This window comes from Rossellomorea sp. SC111 (genome assembly GCF_024733565.1).
Classification (GTDB): domain Bacteria; phylum Bacillota; class Bacilli; order Bacillales; family Bacillaceae_B; genus Rossellomorea.
Genome location: NZ_JANIOC010000004.1, coordinates 58,665 through 72,516, shown reverse-complemented (window position 1 = coordinate 72,516; position 13,852 = coordinate 58,665). Strand labels below are relative to the sequence as shown.

The window sequence follows — 13,852 nt, the reverse complement described above, 5'->3', positions numbered from 1 at the left end:
TGAAAGGTATTTTGTATTAGATAGCGAAAAAAGTGAGGTACCCCTAATGAACAATCCCCCAACAGAAATCAAGGTCGTAATCGGGGCAGGAGAATATCATAACAACCCCGGCTGGTTGCATACCCAGGAAGAAGACCTGAACTTACTGAACGAAAATACGTGGCAAGACATGTTCGAAGAAAGCTCGATATCCGCTATTTTAGCTGAGCATGTTTGGGAACACCTTACATATGAAGAAGGGCTACAGGCAGCAAAGACTTGTATGAAGTACCTTAAGCCTTCTGGATACATTCGTTGTGCCGTACCTGATGGATATTTTCCTGATGAAGACTATCAAAGCATTGTGAAGATAGGAGGTCCAGGGCCCGAAGATCATCCTGCAGCCAGTCATAAGATTGTCTACAACTATAAGTTGTTAACTGAGGTATTTGAATCGGCAGGGTTTGAAGTGGGATTACTAGAGTATTGTGACGAAAACGGACGGTTCCATCAGTATGGCTGGGATGGTGCTGATGGGGTCATCTTCCGTTCAAAGAAGTTCGATCCAAGAAATCAGGGAGAAAGGCTAGTTGCACCTTCTCTCATCATTGACGCCTTTAAAAGGGGAAATCGATAAATCATCAAAGTTTATTGAAAACCATCTTCTGTCGTGATAACATAAGTGAAAATAAGAGGTGGATAAAAATGACTTACATCGACACGCAACGCTCATTCACACAATTCCATCATCATATCAAGTAACCTTGCTATCCGATTTTTAACAATCGCACATAGGAAGGTTATTTCCCATAGAACCGCATTTGATTAAGTTTTTCACTTAAATCAAGTGCGGTTCTTTTTTTTATACAAAAAGGAGGAGTAAAAAGATGAAAATGAAGAAAATGGATTATCAAAATGTTAAAGGGACGCAGGATTACTTACCGGAGTCGGAAATGATCAGAAGGGAAGTGAGAAGGACGTTGGAGGATGTGTTCATCCAATATGGCTGTAAGCCACTTGAAACCCCGATTTTGAATTACACTGAGCTACTTGCTTCTAAATATGCGGGAGGGGCTGAGATTCTGGAAGAAATGTACACCCTCACGGACAGGGGGGAAAGAGACCTTGCCCTGCGCTATGACCTGACAATTCCCTTTGCAAAGGTGGCGGCCATGAATCCGACCATCCCCATGCCGTTCAAGCGCTATGAAATTGGAAAAGTTTTCAGGGACGGACCTATCAAAGCGGGAAGGTTCCGGGAGTTTACCCAGTGTGATGTGGATATTGTGGGCGCAGATTCACAAGTGGCGGAAGCAGAGCTGATGCTGATGGCTCTGGATGCCTTTGGACAGCTCGATATGGAGGTGGAAATTCAGTACAATAACCGGAAACTGCTGACGGGCATGCTTAAAGTGTTTGGTGTGGAAGCAAATCTAATCAACCAAGCAGTCTTGACCCTCGACAAGCTAGAAAAAATTGGTGTCGATGCGGTGATTACAGAACTCTCGGACCTGTCCATCTCTGACAGCACTAACCGATTGATTCAACAGTTTTTAACTGACAGGGACAATAACCGATTGGACTATTTCGGATCATACGCCGAACGAAACAGCCAAATCAGTGAGGGGTTGCAAGAATTAAAGGAACTGACTTCCTACCTTGATTTCCTGGATATCAACAAACAATGTGTTTTTAATCCCTTTTTAGCGAGAGGACTGGAAATCTACACGGGGACCATTTATGAAATATTCTTAACCGACGGGTCGATCACATCAAGCATCGGGAGCGGAGGGCGGTATGATAATGCTGTCGGTGGGCTAGTGGGAACAGGTGAAAATATCTCAACCGTCGGCATCTCATTTGGATTGGACGTCATATATGCAGCCATCATTGCTTCCCAGCGAACAGTGAAGACGGCTGCCAACGTTGACTATTACGTCATTCCACTTGGTGCCGGGAAGGAAGCTTTACGGGTGGCAAATGGTTTACGGAAAAAAGGTTATATCGTCGAACTTGAGATGAGCGGCCGGAAATTAGGAAAGCTGTTGGAGAGGGCAAACAAAGAAGGGGTGCGGAATGTGATTGTTATAGGAGAAGAGGAGGTCAAGAAGAATCAGTTTAAAGTGAAGAAAATGGAAACCGGAGAGGAGGAAGTATGGGAGATGAGTGCTATGAAATAGGCTGCATGGTAAGCAAATAATACTACATCACAGTACTTTTTCCTTTTTTGTAAAAATCCCTAAGGAAAATGATCGATTTTCTTTCACACAACCTTCATCAAGATGGATACCAAACTCCATACTTACTTAACATCCCATCCCTAAACTGTAGTCGAATACATATTAGGGATAGGAGATGAAGAACATGAACAAAAAGTTTTTAATCGGAACAGGGATTGCCGTTTCATTGTTATTGAGTCCGTTCAGTCAGGCGTTTGCAGAAGAGCCGACAGCAGGGGAGAAAAAGCAGGTGGAGAATATTGCGCACCGCGGAGCTGCAGCCTATGCCCCTGAAAACACGATCGCAAGCTATGACTTGGCTGTCGATATGAAGGCGGATTATATTGAGATTGATGTCCAGCGAAGCGAAGACGGTGAATTGGTTGTCATCCATGATACATCAGTGGATCGTACAACCAACGGCACGGGAAAAGTGGCGGATCTGACACTGGAGCAAATGAAGAGTCTTGATGCAGGAAGCTGGAAAGGCGAACAATTTTCAGGAGAAGAGATCCCGACCTTTGAAGAAGTGCTGGATCGCTATCATGGAAAAGTGGGGATCTTAATCGAAATGAAATCCCCGGAACTTTATCCTGGGATCGAGGAACAAGTGGCTGATGCATTAAAGGAACGTCATCTCGACAAACCGCAAAACGAAAAAATCATTCTTCAATCCTTTAATTTTGACTCTATGAAAAAGATGGATCAACTGCTTCCAAAAGTCCCGGTCGGAGTTTTAGCTTGGAGTCATTCGCAAGCGACACCTGAAGAGTTAAAAAAAATCTCTACGTACGCAGAATGGTTCAATCCGAGCTATGGAATCGTCACAGAACAAGTAGTGAAAGATGTTCACTCCCTTGATATGCAAATCGGATCATGGACAGTGCGCAGTCATGAAGCGGCAGATTTCTTATTCGATATGAATGTGGATGCGATCATAACGGATTATCCGGATTATGTGGATCCAAGAAATTAATAGGTTGAAAGAAAGGAGCGGCAGATGCTGCTTCTTTTTTAATTTTTCTATTTACCTAATATAGGAAAATCTGTATAGTTAATCAAAAAACATGCTCATAGGGGTGATATGGTGGAAAAATTAATAGATATTATTCAACGGCTGGATCAGACTTTCGATATAAGAAGCTATGGGGAAGATCCCGCGTTCAGCCGGTTCATTCCCCAGGTGTACGAAGGGAAAATGGACTGGAAGGCGAAATTTGAACCTGTTTTCACTAAATTATTCAATGGACTGATGATTAAAGGGGAAAGTGAAGTAGAAAATGTGTTTCTCGCCGTTTTTCCGACAGATGAAGTATTGGAGGCATTCATACAAAACGGGAAGCCCGGTGATCTATTATTCATGCATCACCCTCTCTTAATGGAGTGTGGCGATCCGAAAGGCAACTGGGGAAGGGGGTTCGTCCCTATCAAGGAGTCCCTGATTGATCGGATAAGGAAAAAAGGACTTTCCGTTTATACTTGTCATGTTCCCCTTGATTATCATGTTACTCTGGGAACAAGTCAGGCTATGGCAGAGGCGATGAATGTCAAGATCACCAATCGCTTTATCCATGATGAAAAGCATGGATACATCGGCATCATCGGCGAAGTGAACGAGACGGATACAGACGAATTAATACTACAGCTGAAAGAAATCTTTGATATTCCGTACGTCGATTTCGAGGGAAGGGAACGGAAGATAAGAAAGGTCGCCATCGTAGCTGGGTGCGGTGATAAAGCCGCATGGATGCAAGAAGCTGAAGACAAAGGAGTCGAAGCCTATATTTCCGGTGAAATTCATTGTCACATCGACAATGATTACGGAAGAATGAGATACGAGGAAATGATTACGTATGCTGTTAATACGAAGATGTCGCTGATTGGTGTCTCTCATTCTGCTTCGGAGTATCTTGTACATAGGACATTGGTGAGGAGTTGGTTTGAAAGGGAGTTTGAGTTTAATAGTATCCGTTTAATCCCACAGAAAGAGTGGTGGTTATGACAAAATATTAAGAATTTTTCATTTTCTGCATCCTATACCCAACAGCCCTTTTCGTATTAATAGCTCTGACTTGGTTCGTCCAAGTTAATCTGCGTCTTACGAAGAAGGGCTGGTTTTGTTGGCTCTAAATGAAGAGAGTTACCCCCAATTAAATCTCCACATTCCCTATTCTCGACACCCCAACAATCATCTGTTACTATATAATAGTTACCCAAGATAACCATTACCTAAGATAACTATATACGAAGGAGGAACTACCAAAATGAAATCGGAACAACAGTTTTTTCAGGAGCTGATCAGGCTCTACAGGCCGTTTGAGAATCAATTGAACGTTCAACTAAATGAGCACGGTTTGCACAGGGCTCAGTGGACGATTTTATATAATCTCTACCATAACGGACCTGCCTCCAATGTGGAGATCTCAAATTATCAAAGTGTAGAGAAGCCGACGATTACGAGGACGGTTCATCAGTTGGAGGAAGCGGGCTATATCGAGCGTATTCCAGGGAAAGACCGTCGGGAAAAGCGGATGCAGCTGACGGAGGCGGGGATTGAAGTGTATGAGAATGCTCGCATAACCATCGACCGTTTTGAACAGACCATCATGGAAGGGATCAGCGAAGAGAAGCAGCTTGAGATGATGGAAATGATGAAAAAAATCAAAGGGAATTTGAACAGATAAGGAGTTTTACAGATGAGTCAGACACAGTCAAAGCTATGGACGAAGGACTTCACTCTCATGTCCATCGCCAACTTTTTTATCTATTTAATCTTCTATTTATTACTTGTCACCATGGCAGTATATGCCGTGGATGAATTCGGTGCATCGGAAAGTCAGGCGGGTCTTGTGACCGGGATCTTCATCATCGGGACCTTGATCGGACGTTTATTCCTTGGCCGGATGATCACGACCATCGGAAATAAGAAAATGCTGTTTGTCGGCATGGTCGCATTCATTGCTACCTCATGCCTGTATTTCGTGGAGGGCGGCATCAGTTTCTTGCTGCTTACCCGTTTTCTTCACGGGGTGGCACTCGGGATGGTCAGTACGGCTACCGGTACGATTGTAGCGGAAATTATCCCGACGAGCCGTAAAGGAGAAGGAATCGGATACTACAGCATGAGCATCACGCTAGCGACAGCAGTTGGTCCGTTCTTCGGTCTTTTCTTAAGTCAGCATGCAAGCTTTCAGACGATCTTTGCTTTCTGTCTTGCCCTTGGGGTCATTAGCTATATCTTCACCTTGTTTGTGAAAATCCCGGTCGTCAAGAAACCGGCTGGGAAAAAAGCGGAGAAAGAGCGTCTAAGCCTCTCAAGCTTCATCGAGCCAAAAGCATTACCGATCGCATTGGTCGTGCTGTTCGTTTCCCTTGCTTACTCAAGTGTTCTGTCGTTCATTAATTTCTATGCCATCGACATCGACCTTGTAGAAGCAGCGAGCCTGTTCTTTGTCGTCTATGCCGTAGCGATCCTTGTATCGCGCCCATTCACAGGCAGACTGATGGATGCAAAAGGTGCCAAGGCCGTCATGCTGCCGGCATTTGTGCTTTTCGCGGCGGGATTGTTCCTATTAAGTGCGGCTGGTAACACGATGATCCTGCTTCTTTCAGGTGTTCTGATTGGACTGGGATTCGGTAATATGCAATCTGTCACACAGGCGATTGCCGTGAAGGCCGTTCCACCTGAGCGAGTGGGGCTTGCAACTTCCACTTATTATATTTCCCTGGATGCAGGTCTTGGATTCGGACCTTATGTACTTGGCTTCCTGATTCCCTTGACAGGCTACCGTTCGCTGTACATGATCATGGGGATCCTCGTTGCTGCAACACTCGTACTCTATTACTTTCAAGAAAGAAAAAAAGCGCGCACAGTACTCGCGCATGAATAATCTTTTGCAATCTCTTAAAGGAGTCCGGCCAATTGGCCGGACTCCTTTTTGAGGGACGGACCTTCAAGTGGCTTATTCACTCGATTTTTTCAGTGTTGTTTGGGGTCCGTCCCTCATTAATCGTTTTTCTTAACAATAATTTTATATTAAAAAATAATAATTATTTATTGTAAAACAATAAATAACGTGTTAAATTCATACTATATTATCTAGTGAGGTGCTATGAATGAAACGGGAAACACTTTTTTTGAAGATTGCCCTTTTTCTAATTGGGGCTCCCATTGCCGCTTTGTGCTTGATCGGATTACCTCTGATCGCAATGGAAGCTGCGGGTTCGAAGGTAGCCTATGTCGTTTATGGGATGCTGGCCGTCATGTATGCATCGGCGATTCCTTTTTACACAGCGTTGTTTCAGGCGTTTAAATTGTTAATGTTGATTGATAGTAACAACGCATTTTCAGGGGCATCCGTGAAGGCGTTGAAGGTGATCAAGAAGTGTGCCATTGTGATCAGTCTCTTCTATGTAGCAGGATTGCCTCTCTTTTACGTACTGGCAGAGGTGGATGATGCACCGGGCATTATCGTGATCGGGTTGATCTTTATCTTCGGTTCAGCTGTCATTGCCGTTTTTGCGGCGGTTCTCCAGAAGCTACTGAACAATGCCATCGAAATCAAATCTGAAAATGATTTAACGGTCTGAGGTGAAATTATGGCAATTATAATCAATATTGATGTGATGCTTGCGAAACGGAAGATGAGTGTGACGGAGCTCTCGGAAAAGGTGGGAATCACGATGGCAAACCTATCAATCCTGAAAAATGGAAAGGCAAAGGCGGTTCGTTTATCCACCCTGGATGCGATATGCAAGGCCCTCGATTGTCAGCCGGGAGATTTGCTTGAGTATCAGCATGATGAAGAAGCGGAGTCATGATCATGAGAACGGTCAAACAACTTCTTCGTTTCGGCTGGGAGCAGGCTCTGTCCTGCTTGTTTCCTGTCGTCATCTTTGCGTCTTTGGCGTTGACTCAGATTATACCGCTTCCCTTACTGCCGAGATATGACTGGCTGCTCCTGATCTGTCTTGTGATGCAATGGGGAATGGTGAAATCGGGTCTTGAAACCCCTGATGAACTGAAGGTCATCACCCTTTTCCATCTGATCGGCCTTGCCCTTGAACTGTTCAAGGTACATATGGGCTCATGGTCTTATCCCGGAGAGGGCTATTCTAAACTATTCGGGGTCCCATTATACAGCGGATTCATGTACGCAAGTGTAGCAAGCTACCTGTGCCAGGCGTGGAGGAGGCTCGAGGTCGAACTGATCAAGTGGCCACCTTTCTGGGCAGTCGTCATCCTTGCAGCGGCGATATATTTGAACTTTTTTACCCACCATTATTGGATCGACATCCGCTGGTGGCTGTCGGTACTTGTCCTGATAGTGTTCAGGAAGACATGGGTCGCATACAAGGTAGGTGGGACACGTTACCACATGCCCCTCGCTCTATCATTTGTCCTCATCGGCTTCTTCATATGGATCGCAGAAAACATCGCAACCTTCTTCGGTGCCTGGGAATACCCGAACCAGACCGATGCCTGGAGCCTTGTCCACCTCGGAAAGGTCAGTTCATGGCTACTCCTCGTCATTGTCAGCTTTTTGATTGTGGCAACGTTGAAGCGGGTGAAGGGACAAAGTAGCGTTCATGCACTGAAAAAGCCAATGGGCCAAAGCCAATACCAATCGAATCAGGAGGGATCGGTTTGAAGAAGGTGGCTATCGCCCTTATGATGGCTCATTTCATCATTTTTATCTTGTGGATCATGAATTCAGGATACTTATTTTCGCCAATTGGAATCGCAGTTTGGATAGTCATGGTGATAGCAGGATTTTTTATTCAAAAAAAGCTGGATAACGTCATGACGATAAGAACGGTACTCGCCGTTTCAAATGTGTGGATGGTGTTTTTAATGGGTGCAACCGTGTTTATTTATTTTGCTGTAAGTTCGATGCCTTGACTGGCAATTGATAAGGGGAGAATTACATGAAAATACCTATTCCATACTGGGGTGTGGTGTTACAAATCATTTTTATTTTGTCCATCACTGTATTTAATTACATCCGTATAATCGTGATGCATCAGTATTCTGTATATCCAGTAGCATTTTTCGAATTGTCTATCGGTTTGCTTAGTGTCCTGATTGGCATTTATGGATTGATAAAAAAAAATAAGCCTGTCCTTTCATTCTTCAATACTAGCATCGGCCTCCTCATTTGTTTTTTCTTCTATGTTGTCTATTTATTGCCTGAAGCCGGGACCCCACCGCCCATTCCATGGATATATACGGAATAACGCTTGTAAAATCGACAGACCATAAAATGCTGCTGGAAATAATATGAAACCATTTTCCCGTTCATTCGTATAGGTAATTATAATAACCTTGGAGGGATCAATATGGACTATGGATTGCTGATCATCGGTATCGCTCTTGTCCTGGTTTCGTACTTAGTCGGCATCAAAAAACAAACATGGCTGCTTGCAGGCTTCAATGAGAAAAATATTAAAAATAAGTCACTGCTAGGAACGGTCACGGGTCTTTTTTTCTTCCTGCCACTCGGACTGATCGTGATCGTCAACAGTTTCATCGATTATCCCCAGGAAGGGACCGTACTTGTTGTCGCTATCTTCGTCCTGCTCACGACCGTGTATGTATTCATCAACAGGAGGCTGTTGGATTAATGGAAGAAAAGTACCTTAAGATCAATGATAAGACACTATTTATCAAACAGAAAGGAAAAGGGGAGCCAATGATCTTCCTGCATGGCGGACCAGGTGGGAGTCTTGACTATTTCCTCCCACAAATGGAGTCCCTGGCGAAAGATTTTCGAATCATTTTATATGACCAAACGGGATGCGGGAAGTCTGACGTGAATGAAGGTCATTTGTACTCTATTGATGATGAGATCAGCAATCTTGAAGAACTTAGAAAAGCCTTCAACCTGGAGAAGGTGACGCTGTTCGGCGAGTCATGGGGGAGTATTCTTGGACTTGCGTATGCAGCCAGGTATCCGGAGCGCATCGACAAGCTGATCTTGACCGCCGCTGTCGGCTTAAGCTCAGAGGACTACCGGGCGTTCAAACAAAGTCTTACCCGTAAGCTCGGGTTTCACAAGAAAGTGCTTCTCGGATGGTATTCTTTTACTTCCTTGTTCAGTGACAATGCCTCAACGAAGCTCGAGCAACTACTGGATCCCTACTATGTGTGTTCCCCCGATACATTACGAAAGAAAAAAGAAATTTTATACAACAAGGATGCACTTACATATATCGGAAAGGAACTCGATCAAAATTACAACCTGCTAACCTCCCTCACAGAGCTTCGTTCCCTTCCTATTTTGATTGCTCAGGGATCACATGATATTTTAACGCCTGAATACTTAAAACAACACGTCATGCACCACTTGCCAAATGCCACACTCTCCGAAGTGAAAGAAAGCGGGCACTGGACCATCCTTGAACAACCGGAACAGATAGTAGCAGTAACCCGGTCCTTCATGCGTTCTGAGAGTGTGCGTTCCACCGGGACAGGTCCCTTGGCTCAATAAGAGCCGGGGTACCTGTCCCCTTGGCTTTTTTCAGCACATTGGCGCACACAGATTAAAGGATAAACCAACCCCTTCCTCGAATAGAGATAGGTAGAATGGAGGGAAGCTGATGAATGGCAAGATCGAAGTGGAGAATTTGACTAAAACGTTTAAAAAGGGAAATGTCCAGGCGGTGAAAGGTGTATCGTTTCAAGTCGAAGAGGGGGAGTTTTTTGCTTTTTTAGGTCCGAATGGGGCAGGGAAATCAACGACGGTCCAGATACTGACGACGCTGATCAATGCTTCTTCGGGGAAAGTGGAAGTGGCAGGGTATGATGTCATCCGGGAGCCTGAACATGTCCGCCGTCATATTGGCGTCGCCCTTCAGGAAACGGGGGTCGATCCGGATTTGACAGGTCGTGAGATGGTTGAGCTCCAGGCGTACATATTCGGGTTCGGGAAGGAAGAAGGAAAGCAGCGCGCAGAGGAGCTCCTTGAGATCGTGGATCTATCGGAAGCAGCGGAGCGGAGGATCGGAGGGTATTCCGGGGGGATGAGAAGAAGGCTGGACCTTGCCCTCACTCTGGTCAATGAACCGAATATCCTCTTCCTGGACGAACCGACCACTGGACTTGATCCGTCAAGCCGTGCAGCGATCTGGAAAGAGCTCAGGAGGCTGAATAAAGAAAAGGGGACGACGATCTTTCTCACGACGCAATATTTGGAGGAAGCGGATTCCCTGGCGGATCGGATCGGCATCATCAATAAGGGAGAGATCGTCGCCATGGGATCTCCCAAGGAACTGAAGGCAGAGATCGGTCAAGATCTCATCACCCTCACAATGAAAGATCGGGACGAGATCGATCGCAGTGTGGAGATGATCCGCGCGCAAGTGGAGGGTGTCGACGTCCTCCCTCAGCAAGATAAGATTCTCGTATATGTAGAAGAAGGGACCAAGCAGCTGCTCGAGGTAGTCCGGATCCTCGATACAGAGAATATCGGCATCACGGATATTCAATTGTCTTCCCCTACACTGGATGATATCTTCCTGAAATTGACGACGGAGACGAAGGAAGGGGTGAAGAGCCGTGGGGAATAATGTCTTCAAGGACACGTGGCTCATGACGGTCCGGAACATCAAGACCACTCTCCGAAACCCGTTTTCATTCATACCTAACCTGATCATTTCTGCTTTTTTCCTTCTCGTATACGAGGGAGGATTGAGCGGTATATCTCAATTGCCGACCTTTGAAGGAGCCGATTATCTGGCATTTATTTTACCCGTGTCCATCGTCTCTGCTGCTATCGGTGGAGCAGGCGGAGCAGGGCAAAGTATCGTGAAAGATATTGAAACAGGCTTTTTCTCGAGACTTCTTCTCACTCCGGCATCGCGTCTTGCCATCGTCCTTGGCCCGATCATCGCAGGGATGTTGCAGCTTTTGGTACAGACGCTCCTCATCATCGGAATGGCGTTTTTACTTGGACTTGATGTCAAGACAGGTTTTGCCGGTGTGTTGTTCGTCCTGTTGATTGCGATCGGCTGGGGACTTGCGTTTGCCGGATATTCGGTCGGGATTGCCCTCCGGACGAGAAACGCCCAGGCTGCCCAGGCGGGTACATTTATTTTTTTTCCGCTGATTTTTTTGAGTACGACATTTGTTCCCTACGAGTTAATCGAAGCTCAGTGGTTGAAAATCGCCGCCACGATCAATCCGACCACGTATGTATTTGAAAGTATGCGTACTGCCCTCATCGACGGGTGGGTGTTCTGGGATCTGATGCAGGGGGTGATTGCCATTGTGATAGTATGTGCCATAACCATTACATTCGCGGCAGTCTCAGCAAAAGGTGCAGTATCACGTAAATAAAAATTGAATCCTTCTCTGGATGGGGAAGGATTCAATTTAAAAAAAACTGTTGACAATCCTAACTGTAAATATTATTATTACAGTGTACCCGGAAGAAGGGTGATATTTTTAAAATATAACTGTTACTTTTTTTATTACATTTAACAAGGAGTGTGTAAACACATGGTCAATCTATTTCTGACACCAAGCTGTACGTCCTGCCGCAAAGCGAGAGCGTGGCTTGAGGAACATTCTGTACAATATGTGGAGCGTAACATGCTGATAGAACCGTTGACACCTGATGAGATCAAATCGATCCTCCGCCTGACGGAAAATGGAACAGAGGACATCATTTCCAAACAATCAAAGGTGTACCAGGAGTTAAAGGTAGACATTGATTCGTTGCCACTCCAAGATTTATATACATTGATTAAAGAAAATCCACTTATTTTGAAAAGACCGATCATGCTTGATGAGAAAAGACTGCAGATTGGCTATAATGATGAAGAAATTCGCAGCTTTCTACCAAGAAAAATACGTAATTTTGAATACAATGAGCTACAGAAATTGGCCAACTGATCATAAACCGGTTTCTTGACAGTCTAAACTGTAAAAGTTACCATTACAGTAATATCCGTGAAGGAGGCAGGCCATGAATAGCGACTTTACATTAGCCATCCACAGTTTAACGTACCTGGCCCTGCAGACGGACCGCATGTCGACAAGCGATGCGATTTCGGAAAGTGCAGGGGTTCATCCCGTACGGATTCGCAAAGTCCTTAGCCTTCTGAAAAAGCAGGGATTCATTGCGTCGAAAGAAGGGACAGGCGGCGGATTCATCTTTGCCATGGACCTCAGCGATATTAACTTGTGGGATATTTATAAAATCACATCAGAAGGCGCCCTGCAGCCAAAATGCACCGCTACCAATGATAAGTGTCTCGTTGGCGCCAATATGAAGAATGTCCTGTTCCAGATTTTCCTCGGTGCAGAAGAAAAACTGGGGGATTACTTAAAGGACTATACGATTAAAGACATCGTGGAGATGATTCATCAGGAGAAAGCGTAGAAAGCTTTCTTTTTGACTAAATGTAACAAATAATATTACAGTTTGGAAGGTGAAAAGGAATGTCAAACGAGCAAACACTATTAAAAATTGGAGATTGGGTCAAAGGGAAATTACTTACCGGAGAACTGGTCATCGGCTATATTGAGAACCTGGACACCAAAGGAGAAGCTGTTAAAGCGAAAATCGTGACCAGCGATAATAAAACCATCGAAGGAAAGATTCTTCCCTTGTTAAACAGACAAATAAACAAAATTCCCGATACACATGTCAAAAATAAAGAACAGATCCAGTACTTGATCGACCTGGCCCTCGAAACGGGAGACGAGGAGTGGTTCCTGGAGCTGACAGCTAAATTAAATTCCATGCGGGAACTGGTTGAGGGTGTGAAGTGAATAGAGTAGTGTAAAGCTGAAGGGGTGGACTCTTCAGCTTTTTTGCATGTGGGGGGATTTCAACTTCTCTGCTTGTTAAAGACTATTCTGGATAAAAACAACACAATCATCGTATACACCCCAAACATACCTGCATACAGATAAGGCATGATGATATCACCCAGATCTCTAATCGGTTCGGGTGGATATAGACTGATACCAAAAGAAGCAAAAAGTAGATAGAAAAGACCCGTACTGAACGAAATCACAATGATATCTTTTCTATCCCAATTTTTCTTCCTTCTATAGAAAAGAAATACAACAATCGTGAGAAGGAGTGACCAAGCAAAAGAGCCCCATAAACTGTCAACTATGCGAATGAAAAGAAACGAAAGTAATGAGAGTAAACTAAATAGCATTCCTGAAAGATAGTTTTTCATATTGCCCCCTTATTTTCTTTTAAGATTTTTATCCCTAAACCAGAAAGAAAAGCTAAGCAGGTATACACAAAAACCCATAGCAGAAACGAATCGTTGAAAACAGTAAACGTGGCAACAAGCGCAGATAGAAGGACGAATATAGGTGAGACAAAGAGGTTTCTAAAGAAGAAATATCCCAGAATTCCTGCAATGATGGACAAAATCGGAAAGCCAACTAAAACCATGAAAAAGATATCCAATGTAAAAATCACCCCTTTTTGTGTAATATTACACTAGTTAGGCATAGTTATCAATTGGATTTTGAGGACCTTGTAGATCTTTGAATTAAATTTATAGATAAGCTGGTAAGCCAGATTGAGTTAACTATGGGAACGTCCGCCAATGGAGTAACATGAGCCTTACAAATGCAATTATGTTAAAGAAAATTCGACAAGCTGGCATGATGATCTGAAATCCCG

General features: G+C 44.4%; 20 protein-coding genes. 18 read left to right on the top strand and 2 right to left on the bottom strand.

The window, feature by feature from the left end; all coding sequences use genetic code 11:
* Positions 1-46 precede the first annotated feature (46 nt).
* From NQ095_RS05905 to NQ095_RS05820, 18 genes are all read left to right on the top strand, one after another.
* Positions 47-616: a class I SAM-dependent methyltransferase gene (locus NQ095_RS05905; RefSeq protein ID WP_258262557.1), complete on the top strand. Its 570-nt coding sequence runs from the start codon at positions 47-49 to the stop codon at positions 614-616.
* Between the two features lie 256 nt (positions 617-872).
* The gene (locus tag NQ095_RS05900) at positions 873-2,159 is read left to right on the top strand and encodes a histidine--tRNA ligase (protein WP_258262831.1); all 1,287 of its coding nucleotides are present in this window, start codon (positions 873-875) and stop codon (positions 2,157-2,159) included.
* Positions 2,160-2,343: 184 nt separating this feature from the next.
* Positions 2,344-3,174: a glycerophosphodiester phosphodiesterase gene (locus NQ095_RS05895; protein ID WP_258262556.1), complete on the top strand. Its 831-nt coding sequence runs from the start codon at positions 2,344-2,346 to the stop codon at positions 3,172-3,174.
* Between the two features lie 111 nt (positions 3,175-3,285).
* Complete coding sequence (locus tag NQ095_RS05890; protein ID WP_375162819.1) at positions 3,286-4,200, top strand: Nif3-like dinuclear metal center hexameric protein; 915 nt, start codon at positions 3,286-3,288, stop codon at positions 4,198-4,200.
* Between the two features lie 262 nt (positions 4,201-4,462).
* The gene (locus NQ095_RS05885) at positions 4,463-4,882 is read left to right on the top strand and encodes a MarR family winged helix-turn-helix transcriptional regulator (RefSeq protein ID WP_258262554.1); all 420 of its coding nucleotides are present in this window, start codon (positions 4,463-4,465) and stop codon (positions 4,880-4,882) included.
* Between the two features lie 12 nt (positions 4,883-4,894).
* A complete protein-coding gene (locus NQ095_RS05880) occupies positions 4,895-6,088 on the top strand; it encodes an MFS transporter (RefSeq protein WP_258262553.1) in 1,194 nt (397 codons plus the stop codon).
* Positions 6,089-6,314: 226 nt separating this feature from the next.
* Positions 6,315-6,788 (top strand): DUF2975 domain-containing protein, encoded by a 474-nt coding sequence (locus NQ095_RS05875; RefSeq protein WP_258262552.1) that lies wholly within the window; start codon positions 6,315-6,317, stop codon positions 6,786-6,788.
* A gap of 9 nt (positions 6,789-6,797) precedes the next feature.
* Positions 6,798-7,019 carry a helix-turn-helix domain-containing protein gene (locus tag NQ095_RS05870; RefSeq protein WP_258262551.1) on the top strand — a complete coding sequence of 74 codons (222 nt, stop codon included), beginning with the start codon at positions 6,798-6,800 and terminating at the stop codon, positions 7,017-7,019.
* Between the two features lie 2 nt (positions 7,020-7,021).
* Entirely contained in the window at positions 7,022-7,849 is an 828-nt protein-coding gene (locus NQ095_RS05865; protein ID WP_258262550.1) for a DUF817 domain-containing protein, read from the top strand.
* Positions 7,846-8,100, top strand: coding sequence for a hypothetical protein (locus tag NQ095_RS05860; protein ID WP_258262549.1), 255 nt, complete (start codon positions 7,846-7,848; stop codon positions 8,098-8,100). The genes NQ095_RS05865 and NQ095_RS05860 overlap by 4 nt, the downstream gene beginning before the upstream one ends.
* Before the next feature lie 26 nt (positions 8,101-8,126).
* Positions 8,127-8,435: a hypothetical protein gene (locus NQ095_RS05855; RefSeq protein ID WP_258262548.1), complete on the top strand. Its 309-nt coding sequence runs from the start codon at positions 8,127-8,129 to the stop codon at positions 8,433-8,435.
* 102 nt (positions 8,436-8,537) lie between these two features.
* Positions 8,538-8,822, top strand: a complete 285-nt coding sequence (locus NQ095_RS05850; RefSeq protein WP_258262547.1) for a DUF3784 domain-containing protein — start codon at positions 8,538-8,540, stop codon at positions 8,820-8,822.
* Positions 8,822-9,688, top strand: a complete 867-nt coding sequence (locus NQ095_RS05845) for an alpha/beta fold hydrolase (protein ID WP_258262546.1) — start codon at positions 8,822-8,824, stop codon at positions 9,686-9,688. Before NQ095_RS05850 ends, NQ095_RS05845 begins: the two co-directional genes overlap by 1 nt.
* Positions 9,689-9,797: 109 nt before the next feature.
* The gene (locus NQ095_RS05840) at positions 9,798-10,766 is read left to right on the top strand and encodes an ATP-binding cassette domain-containing protein (RefSeq protein ID WP_258262545.1); all 969 of its coding nucleotides are present in this window, start codon (positions 9,798-9,800) and stop codon (positions 10,764-10,766) included.
* The gene (locus NQ095_RS05835; protein ID WP_206853982.1) at positions 10,756-11,535 is read left to right on the top strand and encodes an ABC transporter permease; all 780 of its coding nucleotides are present in this window, start codon (positions 10,756-10,758) and stop codon (positions 11,533-11,535) included. The genes NQ095_RS05840 and NQ095_RS05835 overlap by 11 nt, the downstream gene beginning before the upstream one ends.
* Before the next feature lie 162 nt (positions 11,536-11,697).
* A complete protein-coding gene (gene spxA, locus NQ095_RS05830) occupies positions 11,698-12,093 on the top strand; it encodes a transcriptional regulator SpxA (protein WP_258262544.1) in 396 nt (131 codons plus the stop codon).
* 73 nt (positions 12,094-12,166) lie between these two features.
* Positions 12,167-12,583 carry an RrF2 family transcriptional regulator gene (locus NQ095_RS05825; protein WP_034762217.1) on the top strand — a complete coding sequence of 139 codons (417 nt, stop codon included), beginning with the start codon at positions 12,167-12,169 and terminating at the stop codon, positions 12,581-12,583.
* 59 nt (positions 12,584-12,642) lie between these two features.
* Complete coding sequence (locus NQ095_RS05820; protein ID WP_034762219.1) at positions 12,643-12,975, top strand: IDEAL domain-containing protein; 333 nt, start codon at positions 12,643-12,645, stop codon at positions 12,973-12,975.
* 59 nt (positions 12,976-13,034) lie between these two features.
* On the opposite strand, the gene NQ095_RS05815 is transcribed toward NQ095_RS05820, so the two are convergent.
* The gene (locus NQ095_RS05815) at positions 13,035-13,394 is read right to left on the bottom strand and encodes a hypothetical protein (protein ID WP_258262543.1); all 360 of its coding nucleotides are present in this window, start codon (positions 13,392-13,394) and stop codon (positions 13,035-13,037) included.
* Entirely contained in the window at positions 13,391-13,618 is a 228-nt protein-coding gene (locus NQ095_RS22555) for a DUF2651 family protein (protein WP_371928716.1), read from the bottom strand. The genes NQ095_RS05815 and NQ095_RS22555 overlap by 4 nt, the downstream gene beginning before the upstream one ends.
* Positions 13,619-13,852: the final 234 nt, after the last annotated feature.

Bases quoted from the DNA above. Each gene is read 5' to 3' on its own strand.
- NQ095_RS05850 (WP_258262547.1), top strand. From the start codon at position 8,538: ATGGACTATGGATTGCTGATCATCGGTATCGCTCTTGTCCTGGTTTCG.
- NQ095_RS22555 (WP_371928716.1), bottom strand. From the start codon at position 13,618: ATGGTTTTAGTTGGCTTTCCGATTTTGTCCATCATTGCAGGAATTCTG.
- NQ095_RS05875 (WP_258262552.1), top strand. From the start codon at position 6,315: ATGAAACGGGAAACACTTTTTTTGAAGATTGCCCTTTTTCTAATTGGG.
- NQ095_RS05815 (WP_258262543.1), bottom strand. From the start codon at position 13,394: ATGAAAAACTATCTTTCAGGAATGCTATTTAGTTTACTCTCATTACTT.
- NQ095_RS05905 (WP_258262557.1), top strand. From the start codon at position 47: ATGAACAATCCCCCAACAGAAATCAAGGTCGTAATCGGGGCAGGAGAA.
- NQ095_RS05885 (WP_258262554.1), top strand. From the start codon at position 4,463: ATGAAATCGGAACAACAGTTTTTTCAGGAGCTGATCAGGCTCTACAGG.
- NQ095_RS05845 (WP_258262546.1), top strand. From the start codon at position 8,822: ATGGAAGAAAAGTACCTTAAGATCAATGATAAGACACTATTTATCAAA.
- NQ095_RS05855 (WP_258262548.1), top strand. From the start codon at position 8,127: ATGAAAATACCTATTCCATACTGGGGTGTGGTGTTACAAATCATTTTT.
- NQ095_RS05865 (WP_258262550.1), top strand. From the start codon at position 7,022: ATGAGAACGGTCAAACAACTTCTTCGTTTCGGCTGGGAGCAGGCTCTG.
- NQ095_RS05900 (WP_258262831.1), top strand. From the start codon at position 873: ATGAAGAAAATGGATTATCAAAATGTTAAAGGGACGCAGGATTACTTA.
- NQ095_RS05870 (WP_258262551.1), top strand. From the start codon at position 6,798: ATGGCAATTATAATCAATATTGATGTGATGCTTGCGAAACGGAAGATG.
- NQ095_RS05880 (WP_258262553.1), top strand. From the start codon at position 4,895: ATGAGTCAGACACAGTCAAAGCTATGGACGAAGGACTTCACTCTCATG.
- spxA (WP_258262544.1), top strand. From the start codon at position 11,698: ATGGTCAATCTATTTCTGACACCAAGCTGTACGTCCTGCCGCAAAGCG.
- NQ095_RS05820 (WP_034762219.1), top strand. From the start codon at position 12,643: ATGTCAAACGAGCAAACACTATTAAAAATTGGAGATTGGGTCAAAGGG.
- NQ095_RS05895 (WP_258262556.1), top strand. From the start codon at position 2,344: ATGAACAAAAAGTTTTTAATCGGAACAGGGATTGCCGTTTCATTGTTA.
- NQ095_RS05840 (WP_258262545.1), top strand. From the start codon at position 9,798: ATGAATGGCAAGATCGAAGTGGAGAATTTGACTAAAACGTTTAAAAAG.
- NQ095_RS05825 (WP_034762217.1), top strand. From the start codon at position 12,167: ATGAATAGCGACTTTACATTAGCCATCCACAGTTTAACGTACCTGGCC.